The following is a 26,872-nucleotide window of genomic DNA, read 5'->3' as shown; positions in this document are numbered from 1 at the left end:
AGCCGACTCACAATCGGTCGGGGGCCACCAGGCGGTCGCCGGCGAACGGAAGGAGCCAGCCGCCGCCCTTGGCGGTGGTGAAGTCGTCGGCGCGACCGGTGAGCCGTTCCAGCGCGCCCGGGATCACCTTGCCCTGGCTGCACACCGCGACCGGCTCGCCGGCCCCGGCCAGCGCGGTCAGCCGCGCCGCGGCGGCCAACGCGCACTCCTCGGCCTGCTGCCCCGGCACCGGCTCGTCGAGGTCGCCGCAGATCTCGATCGGCAGGTCCAGCCGGGCCGCCGCCGGGTCCAGCGTCTGCACGCAGCGGCGGGCCGAGGCGGAGAGCAGGCGCACCGGGCGGACCAGGGACACCAGCGGGACCAGCGCCTGCGCCTGGGCCCACCCCTCGGCGTCCAGCGGGCGGCCGGTGTCCGGGCCGGTCCACGTGCCCCGCTTGCCGGCGTGCGCGTGCCGGACCAGCAGCAGCGTCGCGGTGACCGGCGGCAACGCCGCGAACGCGGCGATCACCTCGGCGTCGTGCGGATAGCTGACCCGGCGGGCGGCGTCGTCCACCGCGTACCAGGCCACCTCGTCGACCTCGGTGCCGGGCTGGAAGCCGCCGGCGCCGACGGCCCGCATCGACCACCAGTCGACCGCCTTGGCCCGGCCCTCGCTGCGGTAGCGGACCGTGGGCAGGCGGACCTGCGGCACGGCCCGCACGTCGGTCTCCTCGGCCACCTCCCGCACGGCGGCGACCAGCGGGTGCTCGCCGGCGTCCAGCTTGCCCTTGGGCAGTGACCAGTCGCCGTAGCGGGGGCGGTGCACCAGGCAGATCTCGACGCCGGTGGGACCCGGACGCCAGACGACGCCACCCGCCGCCCGGATCCGCACCGGTTCGTCGTCGCTCATCCGCTCACCGTATGCCCGCCCGTCGCCCGGCACGGCCCGCTCAGTCCGCCCGACCGCCGACCCGGCGCAACAGCAGGTCCTGCAGGTGGGTCAGCGGCGCGTCGTCGGTGCCGGTACGCCGGTGCCAGGTGCCGTCCGCGGCCAGCTCGAACGCGTCCACGTCGCTGTCGAACGCGGTGGCCAGGACGTGGTCCAGCTCGGCCCGGGCCACCGGGTCGCTCACCTGCACCAGCGCCTCCACCCGGCGGTCCAGGTTGCGGTGCATCAGGTCGGCCGAGCCCATCCAGAACTCCGCGTCGCCGTTGTTGCCGAACCGGAAGACGCGCGAGTGCTCCAGGAACCGGCCGAGGATCGAGCGGACCCGGATGTTCTCCGACAGCCCGGGCACGCCCGGGCGCAGCGTGCACATTCCCCGGATCAGCAGGTCGACGTGGACGCCGGCCCGCGACGCCCGGTAGAGCGCGTCGGTGATCTCCTCGTCGACGAGGGAGTTCACCTTGAACTGCACCAGCCCCGGCATGCCGAGCCGGACGTGCTCGATCTCCCGGTCGATCCGCTCGATCAGGCCGCTGCGGATGCCCTGCGGGGCGACCAGCAGCCGGCGGAACGCGGTCTGCCGGCTGTAGCCGGTGAGCACGTTGAACAGGTCGGTCAGGTCGGCGCCGATCTCGGGGTCGGCGGTGAGCATGCCGAAGTCCTCGTAGAGCCGGGCGGTCTTCGGGTGGTAGTTGCCGGTGCCGATGTGGCAGTAGCGCCGGATCTGGTTGCCCTCCTGGCGCACCACCAGCGCGGTCTTGCAGTGCGTCTTGAGCCCCACCAGGCCGTAGACCACGTGGCAGCCGGCCCGCTCCAGGGTGCGCGCCCAGCCGATGTTGGCCACCTCGTCGAAGCGCGCCTTCAGCTCCACCAGCACCACCACCTGCTTGCCGGCGGCGGCCGCGTCGACCAGCGCGTCGACGATCGGGGAGTCGCCGCTGGTGCGGTAGAGCGTCTGCTTGATGGCCAGCACGTTCGGGTCGGCCGCGGCCTGCTCCACGAAGCGCTGCACGCTGGTCGCGAACGAGTGGTAGGGGTGGTGCACCAGCACGTCGCCGTCGCGCAGCGTGGCGAACACGCTGCGCGGCACCTCGCCCTCGGCCAGGCGCGGGTGGGTGGCCGGCACGAACGGCGGGTCCTTGAGGTCGGGTCGGTCGGCCTCGCCGTAGACCTGCCACAGGGCGGACAGGTCGAGCAGACCGCGGACCCGCAGCACGTCGTGCCCGTCCATGTCCAGCTCGCGGACGAGCAGCTCCAGCATGTGGTCGGAGATGGAGGCGGCCACCTCCAGCCGCACCGGCGGGCCGAACCGGCGCCGGGCCAGCTCCCGTTCGAGGGCCTGGAGCAGGTCCTCGTCGCGGTCCTCGTCGACCTCCACCTCGGCGTTGCGGGTGACCCGGAACAGGTGGCACTCGACCACCTGCATGCCGGAGAAGAGCTGGCCGAGGTGGACGGAGATGAGGTCCTCCACCGGCAGGAAACGCACCCCGGGCCGGTCCTTCGCCACCCGGACGAACCGGGGGACGTTGTTCGGCACCTTGACCCGGGCGAACAGCTCCGAACCGCCGTCCGGGTCGCGGACCGAGACGGCCAGGTTCAGCGACCGGCCGGAGATGTAGGGGAACGGGTGCGCCGGGTCGACCGCGAGCGGCGTGAGCACCGGGAAGATGTGCTCGCGGAACCAGGTGCGCAGCCGCTCCCGCTCGGCGTCGTCCAGGTCGCTCCACCGCAGGACCCGGATGTCCTCCTCGGCGAGCCGGGGCAGCACGTCGTCGACGAAGCAGGCGGCGTGCCGGGCGACCAGGTCGGCGGTCTTCTCGGTGATCAGTTCGAGCTGGGTGCGCAGCGGCAGCCGGTCACCGCCGCGCACCGGCAGGCCGGCGGAGAGCCGGCGCTTGAGCCCGGCCACCCGGACCATGAAGAACTCGTCCAGGTTGCTGGCGAAGATCGCCAGGAACTTCGCGCGCTCCAGCAGCGGCGTGCGCGGGTCCTCGGCGAGCGCCAGCACCCGGGCGTTGAAGTCGAGCCAGGACAGCTCGCGGTTGAGGAAGCGGTCCTCGGGCAGCGGCTGCGCGGTCGGCGGGCCGGCGTCGGGGTCGGTCCCGTCGGCCGGGCCGGGCCCCTCCACCGGGTCGAGCGGCTCGTCCAGCCCGGTCGCGCCGGCCGCGTCCGGGTCGGCGCCGAGACGCTCCTCGGGCGGCCGGGTCTGCCGGAACCGCCCGTCGGGGCCGCGCGTGGGGCGGCCGTTGCGGGGCGTGCCGGGGTCGAGGAGGGGCGGCGGGTCGGAGTGCTCGCGAGGGGTGCTCACCACCTCATGATTCCCTGACGAGGGTGAACAGAAAATGAACTCCGGCCAGGTTGTTCACGCCATGGTCGGCAAGGTCACCCGGACCACCTCGCCGGCCGCGTCGCGTTCCACGCGCACCCGCTGGCCGAGCCGCAGCAGCCGCAGCCCGGACGCGTCGAACGCGCGGGCCGGGAAGGCCAGCTCGGTGCCGTCGTCGAGCAGCAGCACCCCGCTGCGGGTCGACGCGTCGTAGGTGGCCACCGTGCCCTGCATGCCAGCACCGTACCGGACCGGACCGGCGACCCGGGCCAGCAGCGCCCCGGTGCGGGGGCCCACGCCCAGGCCGGCGGCGGCGGCCAGGTCGGGCGGGGTGTCCACGTCCCGGCGCAGGCTGGGCCAGTCGCCGACCAGCGGCAGCGCGCCGCCGGCGGCGTGCGCGCCGGCCGAGCCGGGGCCGAAGCGGGGGGCCAGCGGCACCCCGGCCGGCACGGCGAGCAGCACCGTGCCCCCGCCCGGGGCGTCGGCCACGAACCCGCGTACCCCCTCGGTCGCGCGCAGGGCCGCGGCCAGCTCGGCCGGGCGCAGCGCCGGCAGGTCGGCGGTGAGGGCGGCCACCGCCTCCCCGGGCCCGGCGAGGGCCGCGCCGTGCCGGAAGGCCGCGTTCAGCCCGCCGCCCGGGTCGGCAACGACCCGGGCGCCCGCGGCGGTCGCCGCCGCGCCCACCCGGGGATCGTCGGTGACCACCAGCACCCGGGCGACCGCCGGGCACGCCCGCACCGCGCGCAGCGTGTCGGCCGCCAGGGCCAGCGCCAGCTCCTCGTGGGGTACGCCGGGCAGCGCGCCCCGCAACCGGCTCTTCGCGGCGCCGAGGCGCTTCACCGGCATCACCACGGTCCAGCTCGGCTCAGGCACGCCGACCATCCTGCCAGCGCCGGTGGCGGTACCCGCACTGGCCGGACCGGGGGCGAGCAGGCATGATTCTCTCCCGGGGCGCGTGGGGCGGAACGAGGAGGCACTGTGGCACCGCGGAGGCTGGGATTCTGGCAACGGTTCGCCGTGGTGCTGGTGAAGCCGGTGTTGACGGTGTGGACCAGGCGCACCTGGCGGGGGATGGAGCACCTGCGCCGCGACGGCGGGATCATCATCGTGCCCAACCACATCTCGCACGCCGACCCGCTGGTCTCCGCGCACTTCATCTACGACGCCGGGCGCTGGCCGCAGTTCCTGGGCAAGGCCAGCGTCTTCCGGGTCCCGGTGATCGGCTGGATCCTGCACCGGTGCAGGCAGATCCCGGTCGAGCGGGGCAGCGTCGAGGCGGTCAAGTCGCTGGACAAGCTGATCGCCGCGCTGGACGAGGGGGGCGCCGTGGTGATCTACCCGGAGGGCACCACGACCCGGGAGCCGCAGCTGTGGCCGATGAAGGGCAAGACCGGCGCGGCCCGGCTGGCGTTGGCCACCGGCGCCCCGGTGATCCCGGTGGCCATGGTCGGCCCGGAGCGGATGTTCGACCCCCGGACGGCGCGGATCGGGCTGCGCCCGCGTACCCCGGTGACGGTGGTGGCCGGGCCGCCGGTCGACCTGAGCCGGTGGGCCGGCGCCACGCCGACCCGGGCGATCCTGGAGGAGATGACGGACACCATCATGCTGCGGATCCGTGACCTGGTCGCCGAGATCCGCGGTGGCACCCCGCCACCGCTCTGGCAGCGGCCGGCCCGCAGCGGCACCCCGGAGGTCTCCGAATGAGCGGGCACGTCGCGGTCCTCGGCGCCGGGTCCTGGGGAACCGCGTTCGCCAAGATCCTCGCCGACGCCGGGCGGGACGTCACCGTCCTGGCCCGCCGCGCCGCCGTGGCCGAGGCGATCCGGACCGGACGGCACAACCCGGACTACCTGCCGGACGTGCGCCTGCCCGAGCGGGTCACCGCCACCGGCGACGCCGCCGAGGCGATCGAGGGCGCCGAGGTGGTGGTGCTCTCGGTGCCGTCGCAGACGCTGCGCGGAAACCTGGCCGACTGGACGCCCCACCTGGCCCCCGACGCCACGCTGGTGTCCCTGATGAAGGGCATCGAGCTGGGCACCACCAAGCGGATGAGCCAGGTGATCACCGAGACGGCCGGGGTGCCGGCCGACCGGGTGGTGGTCGTCTCCGGGCCCAACCTGGCCCCGGAGATCGCCGCCGAGCAGCCGGCCGCCACCGTGGTCGCCGGCACCGACAGCCGCCGCACCGCGCTGGTGCAGGCCTCGATCCGGACGCCCTACTTCCGCCCGTACACCAACGACGACGTGATCGGGTGCGAGCTGGGCGGGGCGGTGAAGAACGTGATCGCGCTGGCGTACGGGATCGCCACCGCGATGGGCTTCGGCGACAACACCAGGGCCATGCTGATGACCCGTGGCCTGGCCGAGACCGCCCGGCTGGGCGTGGCGCTCGGCGCCGACCCGATCACCTTCGCCGGCCTGGCCGGCATGGGTGACCTGGTCGCCTCCTGCTCGTCCCCGCTGGCCCGCAACCGCACCTTCGGCGAGCACCTGGGCCGGGGCGAGACGCTGGAGCAGGCGCAGGCGGCCACCCGGCAGACCGCCGAGGGCGTGAAGAGCTGCCTGGCCATCCGCGACCTGGCCCGGGCGCACGGGGTGGAGATGCCGATCACCGAGCAGATCGAGCGGATCTGTCACGAGGGGATGGACCCCCGCCTCGCCGTGGACGCGCTGATGAGCCGGACCGCCAAGCCGGAGTCGTACGAGTGAGCGGGTGGGCATGACGTCGCCGCACTGGGGAGACGGCACGCGCAGCGTGCACGCCGGGCTGCCGGACGCCGTACCCGGGCAGCCGTTCCTGCCCGGTCCGGTGTTCGCCGCGCCGTACCACCTCGACCCGTCGCGCGGCCCGTCGGCCGCCCGGGACGGGTACGGGCGGCCGGACAACCCCACCCGGCGGCTGCTGGAGACGGCGATCGGCGAGTTGGAGGGCGGCGACTGCCTGGTCTTCGCCAGCGGTCAGGCGGCCATCACCGGGCTGCTGCTGACCGTGCTGCGTCCCGGGGACACCGTGGCGCTGCCGGCCGACGGCTACTTCTCGGTGCGGGCGTTCGCCACCGACACCCTGGAGCAGCTCGGGGTGCGGGTGGTGCTCGTGCCGACCGCCGGGCCGTACCCGTCGTTCGACGGTGTCCGGCTGGTCCTGCTGGAAACCCCGGCGAACCCCGGCCTCGACGTCGCCGACGTGCGGGCGGTGGCCGCCGCCGCGCGTGCCGCCGGGGCGCTGGTGGCGGTGGACAACACCACCGCCACGCCGCTCGGGCAGCGCCCGCTGGACCTCGGCGCGGACGTGGTGGTCGCCTCCGGCACCAAGGCGCTGACCGGCCACTCCGACCTGCTGCTGGGCTACCTGGCGACGCGCGACGCCGGGCTGCGGGACGCGGCGACCACCTGGCGCAACGCCACCGGCGGGGTGCCGGGCGCCTTCGACTGCTGGTTGGCCCACCGCTCGCTGGCCACCGTCGACCTGCGACTGGCGCGGCAGAGCGCCAACGCCGAGGCGCTCGTCGCCCTGCTCGCCGGCCGGGCGGACGTCACCGGCCTGCGCTGGCCCGGGTGGCCGGAGGACCCGGCGTACCCGGTCGCGTCGGCGCAGATGCGGCGCATCCCGGGGGTGCTCTCGTTCGACCTCGGCGACGCCGACCGGGTGGCCCGGTTCCTCGACGCGTCCCGCCTGGTGGCCGCCGCCACCTCGTTCGGCGGGGTGCACACCACGGCCGACCGGCGGGCCCAGTGGGGCGACGACACGGCGCCGGGCTTCGTCCGGTTCTCCTGCGGCATCGAGGACAGCGCCGACCTGGTCGCCGACGTGGCCTCGGCCCTGGACGCCGCGGGCTGACGGCGCACCGGCCGCTGGGCTATCGTGACGGCAGCCACGGCCCGTGCGGCCCCGACCCGAGGAGGTGAGTCCGATCCACCAGCAGAGGACCGGCGCTCCCTCCGAGTCCGTGTCGCCCCGGGGCTGAGGCGACGCCGGGGGCGCCGACGAGCGTTCCCCGAAAGGCTTGCCATGGCACCCACCGTGTTCACTCCCGACCGTCCCGCCCTCGTCCGCCGGCTGCGTGCCGCCGGTTGCGTCTTCGCCGAGGACGAGGCGGACCTGTTGATCGCCGCCGCCGACTCGGCCGACGCGCTGACCCGCCTGGTCGACCGCCGTGTCGCCGGTCTGCCGTTGGAGCACCTGCTCGGCTGGGCCGAGTTCTGCGGCCGGCGGGTCGCCGTGCACCCGGGCGTCTTCGTGCCCCGGGCGCGTACCGCGCTGCTGGTCGACGTCGCGGCGTCGGTGGCCGGGCCGACCCCGGCCGTGCTCGACCTGTGTTGCGGCTCCGGCGCCGCCGCGCTGGTGCTGCACGACCGGTTGTCGCCCCGCTGGCTGGCCGCCGCCGACATCGACCCGGTCGCGGTGGCCTGCGCCCGGCGCAACCTCGACCCGCTGGGGGTGCCGGTCTACCAGGGCGACCTGTTCGATGCGGTGCCCGCCGGCTGGCGCGGCCGGCTGGACCTGGTGGTGGCGAACGCTCCGTACGTGCCGAGCGGTGCGGTGGCCATGCTGCCGGCCGAGGCCCGGTTGCACGAGGCGCCGGTGGCGCTGGACGGTGGCGCGGACGGGCTCGCGGTGCTGCGCCGGGTGGCCGCCGGGGCGGCCGAGTGGCTGGCGCCGGGCGGACACGTCGCGGTCGAGGTGAGCGCCGCGCAGGCGCCGGTGCTCTGCGCGGTGTTCGCCGCCGCCGGCCTCGACCCGACAGCGGTGCGGGACGAGGAGTGGGAGGCGACCGCGGTGACCGCCCGCCGTCCCGGCTGACACGCGTGGCGGGTGGGCCCGCCGAGAACTAACCTCAGGTCAGGCTCGGCGGGAGGCGGTGGCGGGTGGGCAGCGCAGGGGTGCCGGTGGTGGTGGGGCTGGACAACGGCGGCACGAGCAACAACGCCACCGTGCTGACCGTCGACGGCCGGTTCCTGGTGGACGGGCTGCTGGAGATCCCCAGTGAGGTCGGCGCCGGCCCGGAGGCGGCGGTCGAGGCGCTCGCCCGGGCGTTCGACGGCGTGCTGGCGCACACCGGGGCGCCCCGGGAGTCGGTGCGCGCGGTCGGGCTGGACACGCCCGGCCCGGCCAGCGCCACCGGGGTGATCTCCTCGCGCGGCTCGACCAACTTCTCCCAGCCGGCCTGGCGGGGCTTCGACGTGCGCGGCGCGCTGGAACGACGGCTCGGCCTGCCGGTGGTCTACGCCAACGACGGCAACGCCGCCGCGCTCTACGCCCACCACGTGCACTTCGGCGCGGACGCGGCGGCCCGGTCGTCGGTGTCCGCCATCGTCGGCACCGGTCTCGGCGGGGGTGTGGTGGAGAGCGGCCGGGTGGTGGGCGGCGCGGCCGGCATGGCGGGGGAGTTCGGGCACGTGCACATCCCGCTGGACGGGCTGGTCGAGCCGGACCAGCCCGCGCCGGTCTGCGCCTGCGGCTTCACCGGCGACGCCGAGAGTCTCGCCTCGCTCACCGCCATCCGGCGCAACCTGCTGCCCTACTGGCTGGCCCGCTATCCGGGGCACCCGCTGGCCGCCGAGGAGCCGGCCCGGGCGGCGAAGCTGGTCCGCGGCTACGGCGAGCGGGGCGACCCGTTGGCCCGTCAGGTGTTCGGCCAGCAGGCGGCGGCGTTGGGACGGCTGTTCACCATCGCGGCCAACTTCACCGACCCGCACGCGTACTTCGTCGGTGGCGGCGTGGTGGAGGCCGCGCCGGAGTTCCGGGACTGGTTCCTCGCCACCGTCGCCGGGCACACGGTGCTCCGCGACGAGCAGCGCGCGGTGGCCACCTTCGCGCTGGTGCCGGACCGGGACATGGCCGGCGCCCGCGGGGTGGCCATCGCGGCGCTGGAGGCGGTCCGCGGCGCCACCGCGCCACTCGCGCGGGGCGGGGCCCCCGCCTGACGTCTTCGGCAGAGCGGGGGCCCCTGCTCGACGCTTCCGGCGCGTGCGGTCAGGCGCGCGGCGGCGCGGCGGTGAAGGCGGCCCAGGCGGCCGGCGGGAAGACCAGCACCGGGCCGGCCGGGTCCTTGGAGTCGCGGACCGCGACCGCCTCCGGCAGCGGGGCCATCTCCACGCACGCGCCCTCGTCGCCGCTGTGGCTGCTCTTGCGCCAGCCGGCCGGCGTCGGGTGGGGGCGGTTCGTGCCGTTCATGCGGTCACCTCTCGTTCAGCAGATTGAGGAGCTGGTCCCGACTGGCCGCCGGGCTCAGCGCCACGGTCCGCAGGTGCTCCATGATCTTGGTGCAGGTACGCAGGTCGCCCGGCCGGTCGAGGACCATCTGCCCGGCGACCGTCTCCACCGAGGCGATGATCGGGTCCTCGGGGTCGGCGAACTCCAGGATGTGCAGCGATCCCCGGGTGCCCCGGTGGTAGCCGGCGGCGAGCGGGATGACCTGCACGGTGATGTTCGGCAGCTCGGCCATCTTGAGCAGGTGCTGAAGCTGGCCGGCCATCACCGAACGGTCACCGACGGGGCGCAGCAGCGCGCCCTCGTCGATGATGGCGTCGAGGATCGGCGGGTCCTGCCCGGAGATCCGCTGCTGGCGGTCCAGCCGTAGCTGGACGCGTTGCTCCACCTGCTCGTCGCTGAGCGTGTGCGGCCCTCCGCGCATGACGCCGCGGATGTAGTCGGCGGTCTGCAGCAGCCCGGGCACCACCGACGGCTCGAAGTTCGCGATGCCGGTGGCCTCGGCCTCCAACGCGATGAAGTCGATGGTGCGCCGGTCCAGCAGGTAGGAGTAGGACACCCACCAGCCCGGCTTGCGCGCGTCCTTGGCCAGCTGGACCGCCGCCGCGATCTCGTCGGGACCCACGCCGTAGCTGGTCAGCAACGCGCGCACGGTGGCCGGGTTGATCAGCGTCTGCGCGTTCTCGTAACGGGACAGGGTGCTGCGGGTGCTGTTGATCTCGTCGGCCGCGGTCTCCAGGGTGAAGCCGGCGGCCTCCCGGTGGGTCCGCAGGGCGATGCCGAGCCGTCGGGCCCGGGCGGTCTTCGGCGCCATGCATCGATGGTCGCACATCGAGTGGGAGAATGGGCATGAGAGAAAGTCGATGAGAGTTGCATTCACGCGTGTCCACCTGTCAATCTGTGACGGCGTCCTCACCGCCGGTTGTCGTGGCGACGGTGGTGGTGAGCGACCGGAGGGGATGGGGCGCGCGGCGATCGGGTTTTTCTCCCCCACGACCCGATCGCCGCGTGCCCGTACCGGTCCACCAGACGGGGAGGGATCTCGCGATGACGGTGACGACCTGCCACTCCGGGAACGGGGGTGGCCGGGAATGACCCGGTTCCTCGTGGTCCTCACCGACGTGCGCCCGGGCGACGGCGCCGAGCGCGACGAGCGGACCAGCCCCGAGCGGCGCCGGCAAGTCGTCGGCGCGAGCAGCCGGGAGGCGGCCGACCGGATCGCCGGCGCCTTCATGGCGCTGGGCATGGTGCGGGCCGGCCGGCAACGGGTCAAGGTCATCGCGGTCGGTCGCCGACCCCGGCACCCGGCCTTCTGAGCCATACCGGGCCCGACCTCGCGGACGCGGCGGCGAGGGCGGGGAGCCGGGCGGCCGGCGGCAGGTCCCGCCGCCGGCCGCCCGGGCTCGACCCTGGCACGCCGCGCCGTTACTCCCCGTATATGTCACCTTGACCGGTTGCCATGCTCCGCCGCGTCTCCCCGGGTATCGGCCACCCCCGCCGACGACGCACAGTAAGGTCAACCGGGTGAGCGCCACCGGCGAGCACGGCCAGCCGCAGTCGCGAACGATGAGGTGACCATGACCACCCCAGGCAAGACCCGTGTGGCGATCGTCTTCGGCGGCCGCAGCCCCGAGCACGGCATCTCCTGCGTCAGCGCCGGCAGCGTGCTCGGCGCGCTCGACCCCGACGAGTTCGAGGTCGTCCCGGTCGGCATCACCCGACAGGGCCAGTGGGTGCTCGCCAGCGGCGACCCGAGCGGGCTCGCCATCGCCGACCGCAAGCTGCCGGAGATCACCGCCGGCTCCGGCGCCGAGCTGGTGCTGCGCGCCGACCCGGCCGTCGGCGGCCTGATGGTGCTCGACCCGGCCCAGGGCCCGGTGGCGCTGGCCGACGTGGACGTGGTCTTCCCGGTCCTGCACGGCGCGTACGGGGAGGACGGCACCATCCAGGGGATGCTGGAGATGGCCGACATCCCCTACGTCGGAGCCAACGTGTTCGCCTCCGCGGCGGCCATGGACAAGGAGTTCACCAAGAAGCTCTGCGCGGCCGAGGGCATCCCGGTCGGCCCGTACGCGGTGCTGCGCGCCGGCATGTCGCTGAGCGAGGAGGACAAGGAGCGCCTCGGGCTGCCCGTCTTCGTCAAGCCGTCGCGGGCCGGCTCCTCGTTCGGCATCACCAAGGTCGACGACTGGGCCCAGCTGGACGCCGCCCTCGCCACCGCGCGCGAGATCGACAGCAAGGTGCTCGTCGAGGGCGCCGTGGTCGGGCGCGAGATCGAGTGCGGCGTGCTGGAGGGCGAGGCCGGCGGCGCGCCGGAGGCCTCGGTGCTCGCCGAGGTGCGGATGATCGGCGACCGCGACTGGTACGACTTCGAGGCCAAGTACATCTTCGCCGACGAGGTCTGCGAGTACGACGTCCCGGCGAACCTGCCCGAGACGGTGACCCGGCAGGTGCGCGACTACGCCACCCGCGCGTTCACCGCGCTGGACTGCTCCGGCCTGGCCCGGGTCGACTTCTTCGTCACCCCGCAGATGGACGTCTACCTCAACGAGATCAACACGATGCCGGGCTTCACCCCGACCTCGATGTTCCCGCGCATGTGGGCGGCCAGCGGGCTGGAGTATCCGAAGCTGGTCAACCGCCTGATCCGGACCGCCCTGCACCGCGGCGCCGGCCGCTGACCGGCCGGCGCGGACGTCACGCGGAGCAGCCCGAGGGCGCCGTCTTCGCCGAGGGCACCGCGCTGACGATCGCGTCGGAGATCGGCGTCACCCACTGCAACGGCTGCTCGTAGGTCCGCGGCACGCGGACCCGCACCGGGGTCTCCCGGTCGACCGTGGTCAACACCGTGGCGTCGGCCTCCTGCACCGGGTGCCAGCAGACCTTGTTCACCGTCCACACCTCGTCGGTGGGCTGCACCAGCGGGGCGCTCCCACCGCAGGACACGGTCAGGGCCGGGTGGCCGTACGCGGCGTTCTGCTCCGGGCCCGCGGTGACCGGGCGCTGCCGCAGGTCACGCACGCTGTCCGGGAGCTGCGACACCAGCGCGCGGCAGAGCACCGCCGGGCGCTCGGCCAGGGCCGGGGCCGGCAGCTCGACCGGCGCGCTCGACTGCGCCCGGGGGCTGGCCGACGCGCTCGGCGCGGCCTCGGGGGAGTCCGGGGCGAGCTTGGCGAACGTGAACCCGGCCACGGCCAGCGTCACCGGCACCGCGATCAGTGTCGCCCAGAGCGCGGCGCGCCGGGTGGAGCCGTCCGCGCGCGGGGAGCTGTCCTTCTCTTCCACTTACAGCCGCACCACCGAACACGTGAGGGTGCGGGTGATGCCGGGCACCATCTGCACCTTGCTGACGATGAGTTTGCCGAGCTCGTCGACGGTGTTCGCCTCGGTGAGCACGACCACGTCGTACGGCCCGGTGACGGCGTCGACCCGTACCACGCCGGCAAGGTCCGCGATCAGACCGGCCACGTCACGCGCCCGGCCGACCTCGGTCTGGATGAGGATGTACGCCTGTACCACGACTCGACCTCCGTCCGTCGCCGCCTGGGGCGGCCCGAAGGGTGAAACTACCGTACTGAGCGGCCGTGATCCCTATCGGTCGCCGGGCGGACGCGGTGAGCGAGCACACGTGGGCGCGGGGAGGGGTCGGGACGTGCGGGACGACGGAGCGGGACGAGGGGACGGCATGACGGTCGCGGGTGTCGGGGAGTTCGGGCTGATCGACCGGGTGACCGCCCGGCTGTCGTACGGGGAGAGCTGCCTGCTCGGCCCCGGCGACGACGCCGCGGTGGTGGCGGCGCCGGACCGGCGGGTGGTCGCCTCCACCGACGTGCTGGTCGAGGGACGGCACTTCCGGCGGGACTGGTCCGGGGCGCGGGACGTGGGACACCGGGCGGCGGCGGCCAACCTGGCCGACATCGCCGCCATGGGCGCCACGCCGACCGCCCTGCTGGTGGCCCTGTGCATGCCGACCGAGCTGGACCCGGCCTGGGCCGAGGAACTGGCCGACGGGCTGGGCGCGGAGGCGGCGCTGGTCGGCGCGAGCGTGGTCGGTGGGGACATGTCGGCCAGCCCGACGCTGACCGTCGCGGTGACCGCGCTCGGCGACCTGGCCGGGCGGGCCCCGGTGGTCCGGTCGGGCGCCCGCCCGGGCGACGTGGTGGCGCTCGCCGGGCGCACCGGCTGGGCGGCGGCCGGCTACACGGTCCTGTCCCGGGGCTTCCGGACGCCCCGCCTGCTGGTCGAGGCGTTCCGTCGCCCCGAGGTGCCGTACGCGGCGGGGCCGGCGGCCGCCCAGGCCGGCGCGACCGCCATGATCGACGTGTCGGACGGGCTGCTCGCCGACCTCGGACACGTGGCGGCGGCCAGCGGGGTGGCGATCGACCTGACCCGGGACGCGTTCGAGGTGCCCCGACAGATGCGCGACGCGGCGCAGGCGCTCGGCGTGGACCCGTACTCGTGGATCCTGGCCGGCGGGGACGACCACGCGTTGGCGGCCACGTTCCCGGACGGGGTCGCGCTGCCCGCCGGCTGGCGTCCGGTGGGGCGGGTGGGCGACGGCGCCGGGGTCACCGTCGACGGCGCCGACCACGAGGGCCCGCGCGGGTGGGACCACTTCCGCTGACCTCGCCGGACCGACGGAGTGATCTGCGTCCGACCCCGGCCGCCGGGGCGGGGCGGGGTCGGGCCCGGTCGTAACCTGGGCACCGTGAGCGAGATCGAGATCCGGGAACGGCGCTTCGACGCGCCCGAGTCACAGGCGTTGATCCGGGCGGCGCTGGCCGACCTCGGGCAGCGGTACGGCGGCAGTGGCGACGAGACGCCCGTCGACGCGGCCGAGTTCGCCCCGCCGGCCGGCGCCTTCCTGGTCGCCTACCTGGACGGGCGGCCGGTGGGCTGCGGCGGCTGGCGCAGTCACGGCGAGGACGGCGACACGGCGGAGCTGAAGCGGATGTACACCGCGCCGGCCGCCCGCGGGCGGGGCGTGGCCCGCTCGGTGCTCGCCGCCGTCGAGCGGTCCGCCCGCGACCACGGCCGCAAGCGGATCGTGCTGGAGTGCGGCGACAGGCAGCCCGAGGCGATCGCCATGTACACCTCGGCCGGCTACGAGCCGATCCCGAACTTCGGCTTCTACAAGGACGAGCCCGGCTGCCTGTCGTTCGGCCGTACCCTCTGAGCGCCGGTCACCGCCGCCGGCCCGCGCGGGCCGGCGGGCACGACAGAAGCCGGCGGACCCGATGGGTCCGCCGGCGACCGACGATGTTCCGGTGGCGCTGCCGCGTCAGGCGCGGGTGACCTTGCCGGCCTTGATGCACGAGGTGCAGACCTGCAACTTCTTGGTGGTGCCGCCACCGGCCGGGGTCCGCACCGACTGGATGTTCGGGTTCCAGCGGCGGTTGGTCCGCCGGTGCGAGTGGGACACGTTGTGGCCGAAGCCCGGTCCCTTGCCACAGACGTCGCACACGCTAGCCACGGGATACTCCTGGGATTGAAACGTTCATGAGGTCGCCGCCAGGCGCTGCCCGGGCAACCTGGTCAGGTTACCCGATGACGGCCGGGCATGCCCAACCGGCCCTTCGCGGGCCGGGCCAGCGTACCGGCCGCGCCGGGCCGGGGACACGCCGGGCGGACCCGGACGACCCCGGCGCGTGTCGGTGTGCGCCAGTAGGCTTCCCGACGTGCTGGACACCCTCGACGCCGCCGCGGTGCGCCGCTGGTGCGCGAGCGGCCTCGCCACGCTCCAGCGGCACCAGGGCGAGATCGACGGCCTCAACGTCTACCCGGTGCCCGACGGCGACACCGGCACCAACCTGGTGCTGACGCTCACCTCGGCCCAGCAGGCCCTGGCCATGGACCTCGGCACCCTGCCCGACGACGGGCACACCCCGCACGGGCACGCGCTGCGGTTGATGGCCCGGGGTGCCCTGCTCGGCGCGCGGGGCAACTCCGGGGTGATCGTGTCGCAGATCCTGCGCGGCCTCGCCGACGCGCTCGCCGCCGCGCCGGCGGTCCGGGGCCGGCAGCTCGCCGCCGGGCTGGCCGACGCCACCGCCGCCGCCTACGCCGCGGTCGCCCGGCCGGTCGAGGGCACCCTGCTCAGCGTGGTCTCGGCGGCGGCCCGGGCGGCCGAGCGGGCGGACAGCGACGACCTGCGCACGGTGGCCCGGGCCGCCGCCGAGGCCGCCGCCCGCGCGCTGGCCCGCACCCCGGAGCAACTGCCGGAGCTGGCCCGCGCCGGCGTGGTCGACGCCGGCGGGCGCGGGCTGTGCCTGCTGCTCGACGCGCTGGTCGAGGTGATCACCGGGGAGAGCCCCGGCCAGCCGGCGCCCGCGCCGCCCGTCCGCCGCCCGACCGCCACCGCCGCGCGGGAGACCGGCTCCGACGCGTACGCCTACGAGGTGCAGTACCTGCTCGACGCCACCGACGAGGCGGTGACCCGGCTGCGCGCCGAGCTGGCCGCGCTCGGCGACTCGCTGGCGGTCGTCGGCGACGGCTCGGGCACCTGGAACGTGCACGTGCACGTCAACGACGTCGGAGCGGCGGTCGAGGCGGGCGTCGTCGCCGGCCGGCCGCACCGGATCACCGTGACCCGGTTCGCCGACCAGACCGCCCCGGCGCCCGCGCCGGCGGTGGCCCTGCCCGACGGCCGGGCCGCCGTGGTGGTGGCCACCGGCGCCGGCATCGCCGAGCTGTTCGCCGCCGAGGGCGCCGTCGTCGTGCCGGCCAACCCGTCCACCGGCGAGCTGCTCGACGCGATCCGGGCCACCGGCGCGGCCCGGGTGGTGGTGCTGCCGAACGACCCCAACACCCAGTCGGTGGCGAGCGCGGCGGCCAAGGAGGCGCACGGCCTCGGCGTCAAGGTCAGCGTGGTGCCCACCCGCTCCCCGGTGCAGGCGCTCGCGGCGCTCGCCGTCCGCGACCCGAAGCGGCGCTTCGAGGACGACGTGATCGCGATGGCCGAGGCGGCCGGCGCGTGCCGCTACGCCGAGGTCTGCCACGCCGGCCGGGAGGCGCTCACCGTCGCCGGTCCGTGCCGCCCGGGTGACGTGCTGGCCCTGGTCGAGGGCGAGGTGCACCTGATCGGGCAGGATCTCACCGACACCTGCACCGCCGTGGTCGACCGGATGCTCGGTGGCGGCGGGGAGCTGGTCACCCTGCTCTGCGGGGCGGACGCCCCGGCCGGGCTGGCCGACCGGGTGCGCGCGCACGTCGAGCGGTCGTGGCCGTTCGTCGAGGTGCAGGCGTACGAGGGCGGGCAGCCGCACTATCCGCTCCTGGTGGGGGTCGAATGACGAGCGAACCGACCACGGTGGACACGCCGCTGAAGAAGCTGGTCGGCGAGCGCACCGCGAAGGCGCTGGTCGGCCACCTCGACCTGCACACCGCCGGCGACCTGATCTACCACTTCCCGCGCCGCTACGACGAGCGTGGCGAGCACACCGACATCCGCTCGCTGGACGTGGGGGAGCAGGTCACCGTGCTCGCCCAGGTGCAGCGCACCGCCGTGCGGCCGATGCGGCAGCGCCGGGGCAACCTGCTGGAGGTCACCGTCGGCGACGGCTCCGGCGGCGTGCTCACCTGCACCTTCTTCGGCAACCAGGCGTGGCGGGAGCGGGAGCTGCGCCCGGGGCGGTGGGGGCTGTTCGCCGGCAAGGTGACCGAGTTCCGGGGCAAGCGGCAGCTCAACGGCCCGGAATACGTCCTGCTCGGCGAGGGCGGTGAGGGCGAGGCGGCGGCCAACGAGGAGGTCGAGGAGTTCGCCGGGGCGCTGATCCCGGTCTACCCGGCCGCGGCGGCGGTGCCGACCTGGGTGATCGCCCGCTGCGTCCGGGTGGTGCTGGACACGTTCACCCCGCCGGAGGACCCGCTGCCGGCCACCGTGCGGGCCACCCGCAACCTGGCCGACATCGGCACCGCCCTGCGGGAGATCCACCGTCCGTCCAGCAAGGAGGCGCTCTACCGGGCCCGCCGGCGGCTGAAGTGGGACGAGGCCTTCGCCGTGCAGCTCACCCTGGTGCAGCGCAAGCACCGGGCGGCGGCGTCGCCGGCCCGGGCCCGGCCGGCGAAGGCCGGTGGCCTGCTCGACGCGTTCGACGCCCGGCTGCCCTACGAGCTGACCCCCGGCCAGCAGGTCGTCGGGCGGGAGATCGCCGCCGACCTGGCCACCGCGCACCCGATGCACCGGCTGCTCCAGGGCGAGGTGGGCTCCGGCAAGACCGTGGTGGCGCTGCGCGCCATGCTCCAGGTGGTCGACGCCGGCGGGCAGGCCGCGTTGCTCGCGCCGACCGAGGTGCTCGCCGCGCAGCACCACCGGGGCATCCTCGACCTGCTCGGCCCGCTCGGCCGGGCCGGTGAGCTGGACGCCGCCGACGACGCCACCCGGGTGGAGCTGGTCACCGGCTCGCTGGGCGCGGCGGCGCGGCGACGGGCGCTGGCCGAGGTGGCGCAGGGGCGGGCCGGCATCGTGCTGGGCACCCACGCGTTGCTCTACGAAGGGGTCGACTTCGCCGACCTGGGCCTGGTGGTCGTCGACGAGCAGCACCGCTTCGGGGTGGAGCAGCGGGACGCGCTGCGGGCCAAGGCCGAGCAGCCGCCGCACGTGCTGGTGATGACGGCCACCCCGATCCCGCGCACGGTCGCCATGACGGTCTACGGCGACCTGGAGACCTCCACGCTGTCCCAGTTGCCGCAGGGTCGGTCGCCGATCGCCTCGCACGTGGTCCCGGCCGCCGAGAAGCCGGCCTTCCTCGACCGGGCCTGGCGCCGGCTGCGCGAGGAGGTCACCAAGGGCCACCAGGCGTACGTGGTGTGCCCGCGGATCGGTGAGGGCCCGGTGTCGGACGAGGAGGCGCCGCGGGAGGACGACAACGGCCGCCGGCCGCCGCTGGCGGTGACCGAGGTGGCCCCGCTGCTCGCCGAGGGGCCGTTGCACGGGCTGCGGATCGGGGTGCTGCACGGCCGGTTGCCGGCCGACGAGAAGGACGCGGTGATGCGCGCGTTCGCCGACGGCGACCTGGACGTGCTGGTCGCGACCACGGTGGTGGAGGTGGGCGTCAACGTGCCCAACGCGACCGTGATGATCGTGCTGGACGCCGACCGGTTCGGTGTCTCCCAGCTGCACCAGCTGCGCGGCCGGGTGGGTCGGGGTTCGGCGGCCGGGCTGTGCCTGCTGGTCAGCGAGGCGGCCGAGGGGTCGTCGGCGCGGGAGCGACTGGACGCGGTCGCCTCCACCACCGACGGGTTCAAGCTGGCCGAGCTCGACCTGGAGCAGCGCCGGGAGGGCGACGTGCTCGGCGCCACCCAGTCCGGCCGGCGCTCCCACCTGCGGCTGCTCTCGCTGCTGCGGGACACCGACCTGATCCGGGACGCGCGGGCCGAGGCGATCGAGCTGGTCGGGGACGACCCGGAGCTGGCCCGGCACCCGGCGCTGGCCGCCTCGGTCGCCGCCCTGGTCGACGAGGAACGGGCCGAATATCTGGAGAAGGGCTGACGCCCGCGCGGGTCGCGGGGCTGCGGCACGCGGGTCGCGTGCCTAGGCTCGCGCAGATGTCGACACCATCACTCGAACGCGGTGTGCTGCTGCTGACCCGGGGTGACGAACTCCTGGTGGACCGGGTCGTCGGGGCTGCCGACGAGACGTCCGGCCGACCGTGCACCCCGGCGACGCGGTTCCAGATCGCCTCGATCAGCAAGCAGATGGCGGCCGCGGCGGTGCTGCTGCTCGCCGAGCGCGGCGTGCTGCGCCTGACCGACCCCGTCAGCCGGTGGCTGCCCGACCCGCCGCCACAGTGGTCCGGCATCACGCTGCACCACCTGCTCACCCACACCTCGGGCCTGGGCCACTGGGAGGAGTATCCAGCGGTCGACATCTGCGGGCCGGCCGAGCCGGACGATCTGCTCGGCCGGTTCGCCGCGGTGCCGCCGCTGTTCCCGCCCGGGGCCGGGTGGCACTACAGCAGCCCGGGCTACGTGCTGCTGGCCCGCGCGGTCGAGCGGGCCGCCGACCGGCCGTACGCCGGGTTCCTCGCCGAGGAGGTCTTCGCGCCGCTGGGCATGACCGGCAGTTTCGCCGGCGCGGGCGACGGGCGGCCGGACCTGGCGGTCGGACACGAGGGCAGCCGGACCGTGCCGTCCTGGGACCTGGCGACGGTGAGCATGGGCGCGGGTGACATCTGGTGCACCGCGGCGGACCTGCTGACCTGGCTGGACGTGCCGCGCCGCAGCCGGTTGCTCACCCCGGCCTCGGTGGCGGCCATGACCGCGCCGCACGCGCCCACCGGCCGGCCCGGCGAGGCGTACGGGTACGGGTGGTTCGTCGGCCCGCTGGCCGGCCGGCGGGCGGTCCACCACTCCGGGGACAACGGGGGCTACAAGGCGTTCGCGGCCTGGCTGCCCGACTCCGACCAGCGGCTCGTGCTGTTGGCCAACCAGGCCGAGGTCGACCCGGTCGCCGTCACGTCGCTGCTCGGGAGCGACCGCGCCGTCTGATCCGCACCAGCTCGGCGAGGTGGTGCGTTCCGGGTGGGACGATCCCGTCCCGGCGGCGTGCCGGAGTGGACCACGAGCGGCGAGGGCGCGCCGACCGGCTGGTCGACGCGCCCTCGGGCGATCAGCGGGATCAGGCGGTGAAGCTGATCCGGCGACGGCGGGCCACCACGTAGAGCACCGCGCCCGCGGCCAGCAGCAGCACCGCGCCGCCGGCGATGGCGCCCGCTGCCGGACCGGTCACCGGCAGGCCGCCGCCCTGGCCGGAGCAGTCCTCGGGCTGGGTGTACGGGATGGTCTCGGAGTCCTCGACCACGTCGTACTTCACGGTGACCTTGAGGCCCTCGTAGGCGTCGAAGGTGACCGAGGCGGTCTTGCCCGGCTCGGAGACGAGCTTCTTGGTGACGCCCTTCTCGGTGGTCATCGTGGCGGTGAAGGGGACGCCCTTCGCCGGGTTCTCCACCGTGAAGGTCATCGAGTCGCAGTCCTGGTCCAGCTTGAAGATCGGCTCGGCCGGCTCCGCCGGGGCGGACGGCGTCGCGGACGGGCTCGGCGGCGTGGAGGCGGACGGCGTCGGGGTGGGCGTGGCCGGCTGGCTCGGCTCCGGCGTCGCGCTCGGCGTCGGCGTGGGGGAGCTCGGCGACGGCGACGGGCTCGACTCCACCTCGCAGTTCCGGCTGGGCTGGGCCACGACGGTGCGCTCACCGTCGTGCGACTGCCGGCCCCGCTCCCAGTGCGCCCCGACGGTGAGCTTCAGCTCGGGGACGGCTCCGGTGAAGGTGTGGGTCTGCGAGCCGGTCAGCGGGCCCTGACCCGCCGGCTTCAGCTCCGCGCCGACGGAGAGGCCACCGGTGATGTCACCGGGCACGGTGGACTCGAGCTTGGTGATCCGGCCGGAGATGTCGGTCTCGCTGCTGATGACCGACCAGGTGACGGTGACCTTGCCGTCCTTGGTGGCGCAGTAGCTGCCGGAGGGCTCGGGGTGGTGGGCCGCGGCCGGGCCGGCCACGGTGGCCACGCCGGCGAGGCCGATCAGCGCGCCGGCGGTGAGGACGGCGGCGCGCCGGAGGTGGAGACGGTTCACGTCTTCTCCTGGTGAGGGGAGGATGGGAGAGGGATGCGGCGGACGGACCGGAGCCACGCGTCCGCACGACAATCGGGCAGACCCTAGCGAGATCGACACGACGGGCGTTACCGCGATCGACGGGTCGTAAAGGGTCCGTTATGAACTTGAGATCATTGATGTACGTCGGGTCATGGGGCGGTGCACCGGGTGCTCCGCCGGGCCGTTCCGGGCGTCGCGTAGCGTCGGGGCATGCGCAGGGAGCGACGGTGACCCGGATCGTGGCGGGCACGCTCGGCGGGCGGCGGATCGCCGCGCCGCCCGGCGCCGGCACCCGGCCGACCTCGGACCGGGTGCGGGAGGCGCTGTTCAGCGCGGTGCAGGCCGATCTCGACCTGGACGGGGCGCGCTTCGCGGACCTCTACGCCGGCTCCGGCGCGGTCGGTCTGGAGGCGCTGTCCCGGGGGGCGGCGCACGTGTTGCTGGTGGAGTCCGACGCCCGGGCCGCCCGGGTCGTCCGGGAGAACATCGCCGCCCTGCGGGCCGCCCCGGCCGCCCGGCTGGTCACCGGCAGGGTGGCCACCGTGCTCGCCGCCGGGCCGGACGACGGGCCGTACGACGTGGTCTTCGCCGATCCCCCGTACGCGGTGCCGGGCGCGGAGATCACCGCGATGCTGGCCGCGCTGGTCGACGGCGGCTGGCTGGCCCCGGACGCGCTGGTGATCGTCGAGCGGTCCAGCCGTTCCGGCCCGGTCGAGTGGGTGGAGGGCGTCACGCCGGAGCGCAGTCGGCGCTACGGCGAGACCACCCTTTGGTACGGTCGCCGATCATGAGACGTGCGGTCTGCCCGGGCTCGTTCGACCCGGTCACCAACGGTCACCTCGACATCATCGGCCGGGCCAGCCGGCTCTTCGACGAGGTGATCGTCGGCGTGCTGGTCAACCAGTCGAAGCAGGGGTTGTTCACGGTCGAGGAGCGGATCACGATGCTCCGCGAGGTGACCTCCTCGTACGACAACGTGCGGGTGGAGTCGTTCCGCGGCCTGCTCGTCGACTTCTGCCGGGACCAGCAGGCGAGCGTGCTGATCAAGGGCCTGCGCGCGGTCAGCGACTTCGACTACGAGCTGCAGATGGCCCAGATGAACATCGGCCTGGCCGGGGTGGAGACGCTCTTCATGCCGACCAATCCGCTCTACTCGTTCCTCTCCTCCAGCCTGGTCAAGGACGTGGCGAAGTGGGGTGGCGACATCTCCGCCCACGTCCCCGACCTCGTCCGCGACCAACTCCAGACCCGCCTCCGCCCCTAACCCCCACCCCACCCCCCCAGCCCGCCGATCTTGCGGTTGCGGCCCGGTTCTCGTCCTTTCCGCGAGGAATGCCGGGGCGGAAAGTGCAAGATCGACGGGCGTCGAGGGGTGGGGCGACGCGCCGGGTGGGGGCGGGTGGGGCGGCGGTGGCCGGCGCGCGACATGATGTGTGCAGCGCCGAAACCGGGCGCAGGCCGCATCATGGAGGGCGGCCGACGAAGACAGGAGTGAGGTACCGGTGGACCCGCTCGATCGCATCGACGAACTGATCGCCATGGTGGAGCAGGCCCGCTCCGTCCCGATGTCGCGCAACAACTGCATGGTCGACCGGGGCGAGATGATCGCCGCGCTGGACGAGTTGCGCGTCGAGCTTCCCGCGGACCTGCGTCGGGCCGCCGCGCTCCTGGAGGAGCGGGACAAGATCATGGAGGCCGGCAAGCGGGAGGCCGACCGGATCATCAGCGAGGGTGAGGCGGAACACGCCCGGCTGGTCTCGGTGAACGAGATCACCGTCTCGGCGGAGCACGAGGGCGCCCGGATCATCGCCGAGGCGCGGGCCGAGGCGCAGCGCCTCCGCGAGGAGGTGGACGACTACGTCGACACCGCGCTGGCCAACTTCGAGCAGTTCCTCACCCGGGCGCTGGCCTCGATAGAGCGTGGCCGGGACAAGATGCACGCGCTGCGCGAGATCGGCACCTTCGCGGGGGACGAGGCGGAGCGCCCGCTACCCTTCTAGGACCACGCGCGGGCCGGTCGCCGACAGCCGGCCGCCGTCGGGTGCGCCCCCGGTTCGACGGTCCGCCCGTCTCCCAGGTAACCTTTTTTGTCGGCCTCTCACCGGCCGGAGTCTGACTATGCCCAAACACTCGCCACGCTCACTCGACCCCAGGTCGCCGCTGGTCCTCGACACGAGGGACCTGCCGCGCCGGCCTGGCGCGTTGCGTACGCACAAGCGGGTCGTGCCGGCACCGGCGGACCTCGGCGTGGAGTTGATCGGCGTGCCGGAGGGTGCGGACCTCGACCTCGACCTGAGGTTGGAGTCGGTGTCCGAGGGCGTGCTCGTCTCCGGGACCATCTCCGGTCCCGTCAAGGGCGAGTGCGGCCGCTGCCTGCGCGAGATCGACGACTCGGTGGTCGTGAACGTCCAGGAGCTGTACGCGTACGAGAACAGCGCCACGGACACCACGACCGACGAGGACGAGGTGGGCCGGATGCAGGACGATCTGATCGACCTGGAGCCGGCGCTGCGGGACGCGGTGGTGCTCATGCTGCCGACGAACCCGCTCTGCCGGGAGGACTGCCCAGGCCTGTGCCCCGAGTGTGGGGTGCACTGGGACGATCTGCCGGCCGACCACAGTCACCAGCAGATCGACCCGCGTTGGGCGGGCCTGTCGCAACTGACCCGTACAGAGGAGTAAGAACCGTGGCCGTCCCCAAGCGCAAGATGTCGCGCAGCAACACCCGCGCCCGCCGGGCGAACTGGAAGGCCTCGGTGGTCGCGACCGTGGCCTGCCCGCAGTGCAAGTCGCCGAAGCTGCCGCACGCCGCCTGCTCCGTCTGCGGCACCTACAACGGCCGTCAGGTCCTCGAGGTCTGACCCGGACGCCGAGTGACGCCCTCGACCACCGGTCGGGCGGCGCGCGCACCAAGGCTCTCGCCCGGTGCCCCGGCTCCCTCCCACGCCGGCCGCTCATCGGCCGGCGTGCCGTCGGAGCCGGGCACCGCGCGGATCGCCGTCGACCTCCTCGGCGGGGACGATGCTCCCGCCGTCGTGGTTGACGGCGCTCTGCGGGCGTTGCGCGCCGACCCTGACCTGCACCTGCTGCTCGTCGGTCCGACCGAGGTCGCCGACGGGCTGACCGGTGCCCTCGACCCGGCGCAGCGCGCCCGGGTCACGGTCCGCCCGGTGCGGGCCGCCGTCGGCATGGCCGACCATCCCACCGCCGCCCGCGGCGACAGCACCGTGCGCACCGCGGTGCAGGCCGTCCACGACGGGCTCGCCGACGCGGTCGTCTCCGCCGGCTCCACCGGCGCCACCGTCACCGCCGCCGCGCTCGGCCTCGGTCGCTGGACCGGGGTACGCCGACCCGCGCTGGTCGCCACGATCCCCGCCGTCGAGGGACCGGTGGTACTGCTGGACGTCGGCGGCACGCTCGAACCCGGCCCCGCCACGCTGGCCCGGCACGCCGTCCTCGGCGCCGCCTACGCGGCCGTGGCCCACGCCGTCCACGCCCCCCGGGTGGGGCTGCTCTCCGTCGGCCACGAAGCGGGCAAGGGCGACCGGCTGCGCCGCTCCGCCGACCCCGCGCTCGCCGCCGTGCCGCTGCCCTGCGGTGCCCGCTACGTCGGTCTGGTCGAGGGCTACGACATCTCCCTCGGCGCCCGCGCCGACGTGGTGGTCACCGACGGCTTCACCGGCAATGTCCTGCTCAAGGCCATCGAGGGCGCGTACGCCATGGCCGGTGGACCCCCGGCCAACGGCGGGGCGCCCCGCGCGGCCGCGCTGCTCGGGGTGGCCGGCACCGTGGTGGTGTGCCACGGCGCGGCCGGGCCGGACGACGTGGCCTCGGGCATCGCCCTGGCCGCCCACCTCTGGCGTCGCGACGCCGCCGGGACGGTCCGCGCCCTGCTCGCCGAGATCCCGCACGAACCCGCACCTGACCGCAACGACACCGAGGTAGCACCATGACCAACGACAAGCGGCGGCGCGCTCCCGTCGGCCACCTCGAGACGGCCTTCGGGGTGTCGCTCGACCCGGAGCTGCTGGAACGCGCGTTGACCCACCGCTCGTACGCGTACGAGAACGGCGGGCTGCCCACCAACGAGCGGCTGGAGTTCCTGGGCGACTCGGTCCTCGGCGTGGTGATCACCACGGCGCTCTTCCACAACCACCCGGACCTGCCCGAGGGGCAGTTGGCCAAGCTGCGGGCCAGTGTGGTCAACATGCGCGCCCTGGCCGACGTGGCGCGCGGCCTGGGCCCGGACGGGCTGGGCGCCTACCTGCTGCTCGGCAAGGGCGAGGAGGCCACCGGCGGGCGGGACAAGGCGAGCATTCTCGCCGACACCCTGGAGGCGCTGCTCGGCGCCATCTACCTCCAGTACGGCCTGGACACCGCGGCCATCGTGATCCACCGGCTCTTCGACCCGCTGATGGCCGAGTCGGCCGGGCGGGGCGCGGCGCTGGACTGGAAGACCAGCCTCCAGGAGCTGACCGCCGCGCTGGGGCTGGGCGTGCCGGAGTACCGGATCGAGGGCACCGGGCCGGACCACCTCAAGACGTTCACCGCCTGGGTCGTGGTGGCCGGCAACCGCTACGGCGGCGCGGAGGGGCGCAGCAAGAAGGAGGCCGAGCAGCGGGCCGCCGAGTCGGCCTGGCGGACGCTGACCGAGCAGGCCGAGGCGCGGGCCGCGGCCGAGGCGGAGGTCGCCGAGGCGGAGGTCGCCGACCCGGCGGACGCCGAGGCGGGCGCCGGCCGTGCCTGAGCTGCCCGAGGTGGAGACGGTCCGGCAGGGGCTGGCCCAGTGGGTCGTCGGCCGCCGGATCGCCGCCGTCGAGGTGCGCCACCCCCGCGCGGTACGCCGGCACGCGCCCGGCGGCGCGCACTTCGCCGACGTGCTGGCCGGCCGCACGATCACCGACGTCCGCCGCCGGGGCAAATACCTCTGGTTGCCGCTGGACAGCGGCGACGCGGTGATCGGCCACCTCGGCATGTCCGGGCAGCTGCTGCTGCAACCGCCCGGCGCGGCCGACGAGCTGCACCTGCGGGTGCGGTTCCGGTTCGCCGACGACGGGCCGGAGCTGCGCTTCGTCGACCAGCGCACGTTCGGCGGGCTGTCGGTGTCCGACGGCGGGGCGGAGCTGCCGGCCGAGATCGCGCACATCGCCCGTGACCCGATGGACCCGGAGTTCTCCGACGAGGCGTTCGTGGCGGCGCTGCGCCGCAAGCGCACGGAGGTCAAACGGGCGCTGCTGGACCAGACGCTGATCTCCGGGGTGGGCAACATCTACGCCGACGAGGCGCTCTGGCGGGCGAAGCTGCACGGCGCCCGCCCGGCGGACGCGCTGACCCGTCCGGCGGCGCTGCGGCTGCTCGGCCACGTGCGGGACGTGCTCGGCGAGGCGATCAAGCAGGGTGGCACCAGCTTCGACGAGCTGTACGTCAACGTCAACGGCGAGAGCGGCTACTTCGACCGGTCGCTGAACGCGTACGGCCGGGAGGGGGAGCCCTGCCCGCGCTGCGGCGCGCCGATCCGGCGTGAGGGATTCATGAACCGCTCCTCCTACAGTTGCCCGCGGTGCCAGCCGCGGCCCCGGGGCAGCCTCCGGGGATGACCCCGAGTCGGCTCGGGGTTGCGCCGGTGTGCATCGCCGGCGGGCGCCCGGGGGCGCGCCGGACCGTACCCTGAAATGCCCTTTCCGCCCGATCGGCGCGGCCGGTTCCGGCCGTCCGGCCCCACCTTCGGCGATCGGGGAGGAGCCGGGGCCGTTCCCCGATGTCCGGGCCGCGCCCGCTGCCTAGCGTCACCAGAGGTCGGCACGGGGCCGACGTCTGGAGG

General features: G+C 74.8%; 28 protein-coding genes and 1 pseudogene. 20 read left to right on the top strand and 9 right to left on the bottom strand.

Annotation, left to right across the window (positions count from 1 at the left end; translation table 11 throughout):
- Positions 1-7: 7 nt before the first annotated feature.
- The 3 genes and pseudogenes from GA0070622_RS26595 to cofC form a co-directional block, all read right to left on the bottom strand.
- Complete coding sequence (locus tag GA0070622_RS26595) at positions 8-889, bottom strand: NUDIX hydrolase (protein ID WP_176558709.1); 882 nt, start codon at positions 887-889, stop codon at positions 8-10.
- 40 nt (positions 890-929) lie between these two features.
- On the bottom strand, positions 930-3,233 hold the full coding sequence (locus GA0070622_RS26590; protein ID WP_176558708.1) for an RNA degradosome polyphosphate kinase: 2,304 nt from the start codon (positions 3,231-3,233) through the stop codon (positions 930-932).
- Between the two features lie 270 nt (positions 3,234-3,503).
- Positions 3,504-4,133: pseudogene (gene cofC / locus GA0070622_RS33295) on the bottom strand (2-phospho-L-lactate guanylyltransferase); the annotation flags it as partial.
- A gap of 96 nt (positions 4,134-4,229) precedes the next feature.
- On the opposite strand from cofC, the gene GA0070622_RS26580 reads away from it, so the two are divergent.
- The 5 genes from GA0070622_RS26580 (at position 4,230) to GA0070622_RS26560 (ending at position 9,175) form a co-directional block, all read left to right on the top strand.
- Entirely contained in the window at positions 4,230-4,955 is a 726-nt protein-coding gene (locus tag GA0070622_RS26580) for a lysophospholipid acyltransferase family protein (protein ID WP_091580463.1), read from the top strand.
- Positions 4,952-5,959 carry an NAD(P)H-dependent glycerol-3-phosphate dehydrogenase gene (locus GA0070622_RS26575; protein WP_091580459.1) on the top strand — a complete coding sequence of 336 codons (1,008 nt, stop codon included), beginning with the start codon at positions 4,952-4,954 and terminating at the stop codon, positions 5,957-5,959. Before GA0070622_RS26580 ends, GA0070622_RS26575 begins: the two co-directional genes overlap by 4 nt.
- A gap of 10 nt (positions 5,960-5,969) precedes the next feature.
- Positions 5,970-7,088: a cystathionine gamma-lyase gene (locus GA0070622_RS26570; protein ID WP_091580455.1), complete on the top strand. Its 1,119-nt coding sequence runs from the start codon at positions 5,970-5,972 to the stop codon at positions 7,086-7,088.
- A 171-nt stretch (positions 7,089-7,259) separates the two neighbouring features.
- A complete protein-coding gene (locus tag GA0070622_RS26565) occupies positions 7,260-8,051 on the top strand; it encodes a putative protein N(5)-glutamine methyltransferase (protein WP_091580451.1) in 792 nt (263 codons plus the stop codon).
- A gap of 65 nt (positions 8,052-8,116) precedes the next feature.
- A complete protein-coding gene (locus GA0070622_RS26560; RefSeq protein ID WP_091580448.1) occupies positions 8,117-9,175 on the top strand; it encodes an ROK family protein in 1,059 nt (352 codons plus the stop codon).
- 49 nt (positions 9,176-9,224) lie between these two features.
- On the opposite strand, the gene GA0070622_RS26555 is transcribed toward GA0070622_RS26560, so the two are convergent.
- Together GA0070622_RS26555 and GA0070622_RS26550 are read right to left on the bottom strand one after the other, a co-directional pair.
- Entirely contained in the window at positions 9,225-9,425 is a 201-nt protein-coding gene (locus GA0070622_RS26555) for a DUF397 domain-containing protein (RefSeq protein WP_091580445.1), read from the bottom strand.
- Between the two features lie 4 nt (positions 9,426-9,429).
- Positions 9,430-10,275 carry a helix-turn-helix domain-containing protein gene (locus tag GA0070622_RS26550; RefSeq protein WP_091580442.1) on the bottom strand — a complete coding sequence of 282 codons (846 nt, stop codon included), beginning with the start codon at positions 10,273-10,275 and terminating at the stop codon, positions 9,430-9,432.
- A 277-nt stretch (positions 10,276-10,552) separates the two neighbouring features.
- On the opposite strand from GA0070622_RS26550, the gene GA0070622_RS26545 reads away from it, so the two are divergent.
- Positions 10,553-10,777 (top strand): hypothetical protein, encoded by a 225-nt coding sequence (locus GA0070622_RS26545; RefSeq protein ID WP_091580438.1) that lies wholly within the window; start codon positions 10,553-10,555, stop codon positions 10,775-10,777.
- Positions 10,778-11,038: 261 nt separating this feature from the next.
- Positions 11,039-12,142, top strand: coding sequence for a D-alanine--D-alanine ligase family protein (locus tag GA0070622_RS26540; RefSeq protein WP_091580434.1), 1,104 nt, complete (start codon positions 11,039-11,041; stop codon positions 12,140-12,142).
- A gap of 16 nt (positions 12,143-12,158) precedes the next feature.
- Here the strand turns inward: GA0070622_RS26540 and GA0070622_RS26535 are convergent, their stop codons facing one another.
- Together GA0070622_RS26535 and GA0070622_RS26530 are read right to left on the bottom strand one after the other, a co-directional pair.
- The gene (locus tag GA0070622_RS26535) at positions 12,159-12,746 is read right to left on the bottom strand and encodes a DUF3515 family protein (protein ID WP_091580430.1); all 588 of its coding nucleotides are present in this window, start codon (positions 12,744-12,746) and stop codon (positions 12,159-12,161) included.
- A complete protein-coding gene (locus GA0070622_RS26530) occupies positions 12,747-12,980 on the bottom strand; it encodes an Lrp/AsnC ligand binding domain-containing protein (RefSeq protein WP_013284547.1) in 234 nt (77 codons plus the stop codon).
- Positions 12,981-13,146: 166 nt separating this feature from the next.
- Between GA0070622_RS26530 and GA0070622_RS26525 the strand changes: the two genes are divergently transcribed.
- Together GA0070622_RS26525 and GA0070622_RS26520 are read left to right on the top strand one after the other, a co-directional pair.
- Complete coding sequence (locus GA0070622_RS26525; protein ID WP_091580427.1) at positions 13,147-14,085, top strand: thiamine-phosphate kinase; 939 nt, start codon at positions 13,147-13,149, stop codon at positions 14,083-14,085.
- An 84-nt stretch (positions 14,086-14,169) separates the two neighbouring features.
- Positions 14,170-14,637, top strand: coding sequence for a GNAT family N-acetyltransferase (locus GA0070622_RS26520; protein WP_091580425.1), 468 nt, complete (start codon positions 14,170-14,172; stop codon positions 14,635-14,637).
- 105 nt (positions 14,638-14,742) lie between these two features.
- Here GA0070622_RS26520 and rpmB read toward each other — a convergent pair whose 3' ends face one another.
- The gene (gene rpmB / locus GA0070622_RS26515; RefSeq protein WP_013284551.1) at positions 14,743-14,934 is read right to left on the bottom strand and encodes a 50S ribosomal protein L28; all 192 of its coding nucleotides are present in this window, start codon (positions 14,932-14,934) and stop codon (positions 14,743-14,745) included.
- A 205-nt stretch (positions 14,935-15,139) separates the two neighbouring features.
- Between rpmB and GA0070622_RS26510 the strand changes: the two genes are divergently transcribed.
- Genes GA0070622_RS26510 through GA0070622_RS26500 form a run of 3 tightly spaced genes read left to right on the top strand, consistent with a single transcriptional unit; the run spans position 15,140 to position 19,949 of the window.
- The gene (locus tag GA0070622_RS26510) at positions 15,140-16,753 is read left to right on the top strand and encodes a DAK2 domain-containing protein (protein WP_091580421.1); all 1,614 of its coding nucleotides are present in this window, start codon (positions 15,140-15,142) and stop codon (positions 16,751-16,753) included.
- Entirely contained in the window at positions 16,750-18,951 is a 2,202-nt protein-coding gene (gene recG, locus GA0070622_RS26505) for an ATP-dependent DNA helicase RecG (protein ID WP_091580418.1), read from the top strand. The genes GA0070622_RS26510 and recG overlap by 4 nt, the downstream gene beginning before the upstream one ends.
- A gap of 56 nt (positions 18,952-19,007) precedes the next feature.
- Positions 19,008-19,949: a serine hydrolase domain-containing protein gene (locus GA0070622_RS26500; RefSeq protein ID WP_091580413.1), complete on the top strand. Its 942-nt coding sequence runs from the start codon at positions 19,008-19,010 to the stop codon at positions 19,947-19,949.
- Between the two features lie 130 nt (positions 19,950-20,079).
- Here the strand turns inward: GA0070622_RS26500 and GA0070622_RS32730 are convergent, their stop codons facing one another.
- Positions 20,080-21,030 (bottom strand): cell wall anchor protein, encoded by a 951-nt coding sequence (locus GA0070622_RS32730; protein ID WP_091580410.1) that lies wholly within the window; start codon positions 21,028-21,030, stop codon positions 20,080-20,082.
- Positions 21,031-21,278: 248 nt separating this feature from the next.
- Between GA0070622_RS32730 and rsmD the strand changes: the two genes are divergently transcribed.
- From rsmD to mutM, 8 genes are all read left to right on the top strand, one after another.
- Positions 21,279-21,842: a 16S rRNA (guanine(966)-N(2))-methyltransferase RsmD gene (gene rsmD / locus GA0070622_RS26490; RefSeq protein ID WP_091580407.1), complete on the top strand. Its 564-nt coding sequence runs from the start codon at positions 21,279-21,281 to the stop codon at positions 21,840-21,842.
- Complete coding sequence (coaD, locus tag GA0070622_RS26485; RefSeq protein WP_091580402.1) at positions 21,839-22,315, top strand: pantetheine-phosphate adenylyltransferase; 477 nt, start codon at positions 21,839-21,841, stop codon at positions 22,313-22,315. The genes rsmD and coaD overlap by 4 nt, the downstream gene beginning before the upstream one ends.
- A gap of 238 nt (positions 22,316-22,553) precedes the next feature.
- On the top strand, positions 22,554-23,051 hold the full coding sequence (locus GA0070622_RS26480; protein WP_091580397.1) for an SPFH domain-containing protein: 498 nt from the start codon (positions 22,554-22,556) through the stop codon (positions 23,049-23,051).
- Positions 23,052-23,169: 118 nt separating this feature from the next.
- Complete coding sequence (locus GA0070622_RS26475) at positions 23,170-23,733, top strand: YceD family protein (protein WP_091580392.1); 564 nt, start codon at positions 23,170-23,172, stop codon at positions 23,731-23,733.
- A 5-nt stretch (positions 23,734-23,738) separates the two neighbouring features.
- Entirely contained in the window at positions 23,739-23,912 is a 174-nt protein-coding gene (gene rpmF / locus GA0070622_RS26470) for a 50S ribosomal protein L32 (RefSeq protein WP_089156974.1), read from the top strand.
- A gap of 105 nt (positions 23,913-24,017) precedes the next feature.
- On the top strand, positions 24,018-25,004 hold the full coding sequence (locus tag GA0070622_RS26465; RefSeq protein WP_245666833.1) for a phosphate acyltransferase PlsX: 987 nt from the start codon (positions 24,018-24,020) through the stop codon (positions 25,002-25,004).
- A complete protein-coding gene (rnc, locus tag GA0070622_RS26460) occupies positions 25,001-25,798 on the top strand; it encodes a ribonuclease III (protein WP_091580384.1) in 798 nt (265 codons plus the stop codon). The genes GA0070622_RS26465 and rnc overlap by 4 nt, the downstream gene beginning before the upstream one ends.
- On the top strand, positions 25,791-26,648 hold the full coding sequence (gene mutM / locus GA0070622_RS26455; RefSeq protein WP_091580381.1) for a bifunctional DNA-formamidopyrimidine glycosylase/DNA-(apurinic or apyrimidinic site) lyase: 858 nt from the start codon (positions 25,791-25,793) through the stop codon (positions 26,646-26,648). The genes rnc and mutM overlap by 8 nt, the downstream gene beginning before the upstream one ends.
- Positions 26,649-26,872: the final 224 nt, after the last annotated feature.

The organism is Micromonospora sediminicola (assembly GCF_900089585.1).
GTDB lineage: Bacteria > Actinomycetota > Actinomycetes > Mycobacteriales > Micromonosporaceae > Micromonospora > Micromonospora sediminicola.
This window is presented reverse-complemented; position numbering and strand designations above follow the sequence as displayed.

Excerpts from the sequence above, each read along its gene's own strand:
- GA0070622_RS26595 (WP_176558709.1), bottom strand. The coding sequence starts at position 889 with ATGAGCGACGACGAACCGGTGCGGATCCGGGCGGCGGGTGGCGTCGTC.
- GA0070622_RS26575 (WP_091580459.1), top strand. The coding sequence starts at position 4,952 with ATGAGCGGGCACGTCGCGGTCCTCGGCGCCGGGTCCTGGGGAACCGCG.
- GA0070622_RS26570 (WP_091580455.1), top strand. The coding sequence starts at position 5,970 with ATGACGTCGCCGCACTGGGGAGACGGCACGCGCAGCGTGCACGCCGGG.
- GA0070622_RS26565 (WP_091580451.1), top strand. The coding sequence starts at position 7,260 with ATGGCACCCACCGTGTTCACTCCCGACCGTCCCGCCCTCGTCCGCCGG.
- GA0070622_RS26555 (WP_091580445.1), bottom strand. The coding sequence starts at position 9,425 with ATGAACGGCACGAACCGCCCCCACCCGACGCCGGCCGGCTGGCGCAAG.
- GA0070622_RS26550 (WP_091580442.1), bottom strand. The coding sequence starts at position 10,275 with ATGGCGCCGAAGACCGCCCGGGCCCGACGGCTCGGCATCGCCCTGCGG.
- GA0070622_RS26545 (WP_091580438.1), top strand. The coding sequence starts at position 10,553 with ATGACCCGGTTCCTCGTGGTCCTCACCGACGTGCGCCCGGGCGACGGC.
- GA0070622_RS26540 (WP_091580434.1), top strand. The coding sequence starts at position 11,039 with ATGACCACCCCAGGCAAGACCCGTGTGGCGATCGTCTTCGGCGGCCGC.
- GA0070622_RS26525 (WP_091580427.1), top strand. The coding sequence starts at position 13,147 with ATGACGGTCGCGGGTGTCGGGGAGTTCGGGCTGATCGACCGGGTGACC.
- recG (WP_091580418.1), top strand. The coding sequence starts at position 16,750 with ATGACGAGCGAACCGACCACGGTGGACACGCCGCTGAAGAAGCTGGTC.
- GA0070622_RS26500 (WP_091580413.1), top strand. The coding sequence starts at position 19,008 with ATGTCGACACCATCACTCGAACGCGGTGTGCTGCTGCTGACCCGGGGT.
- coaD (WP_091580402.1), top strand. The coding sequence starts at position 21,839 with ATGAGACGTGCGGTCTGCCCGGGCTCGTTCGACCCGGTCACCAACGGT.
- GA0070622_RS26475 (WP_091580392.1), top strand. The coding sequence starts at position 23,170 with ATGCCCAAACACTCGCCACGCTCACTCGACCCCAGGTCGCCGCTGGTC.
- rnc (WP_091580384.1), top strand. The coding sequence starts at position 25,001 with ATGACCAACGACAAGCGGCGGCGCGCTCCCGTCGGCCACCTCGAGACG.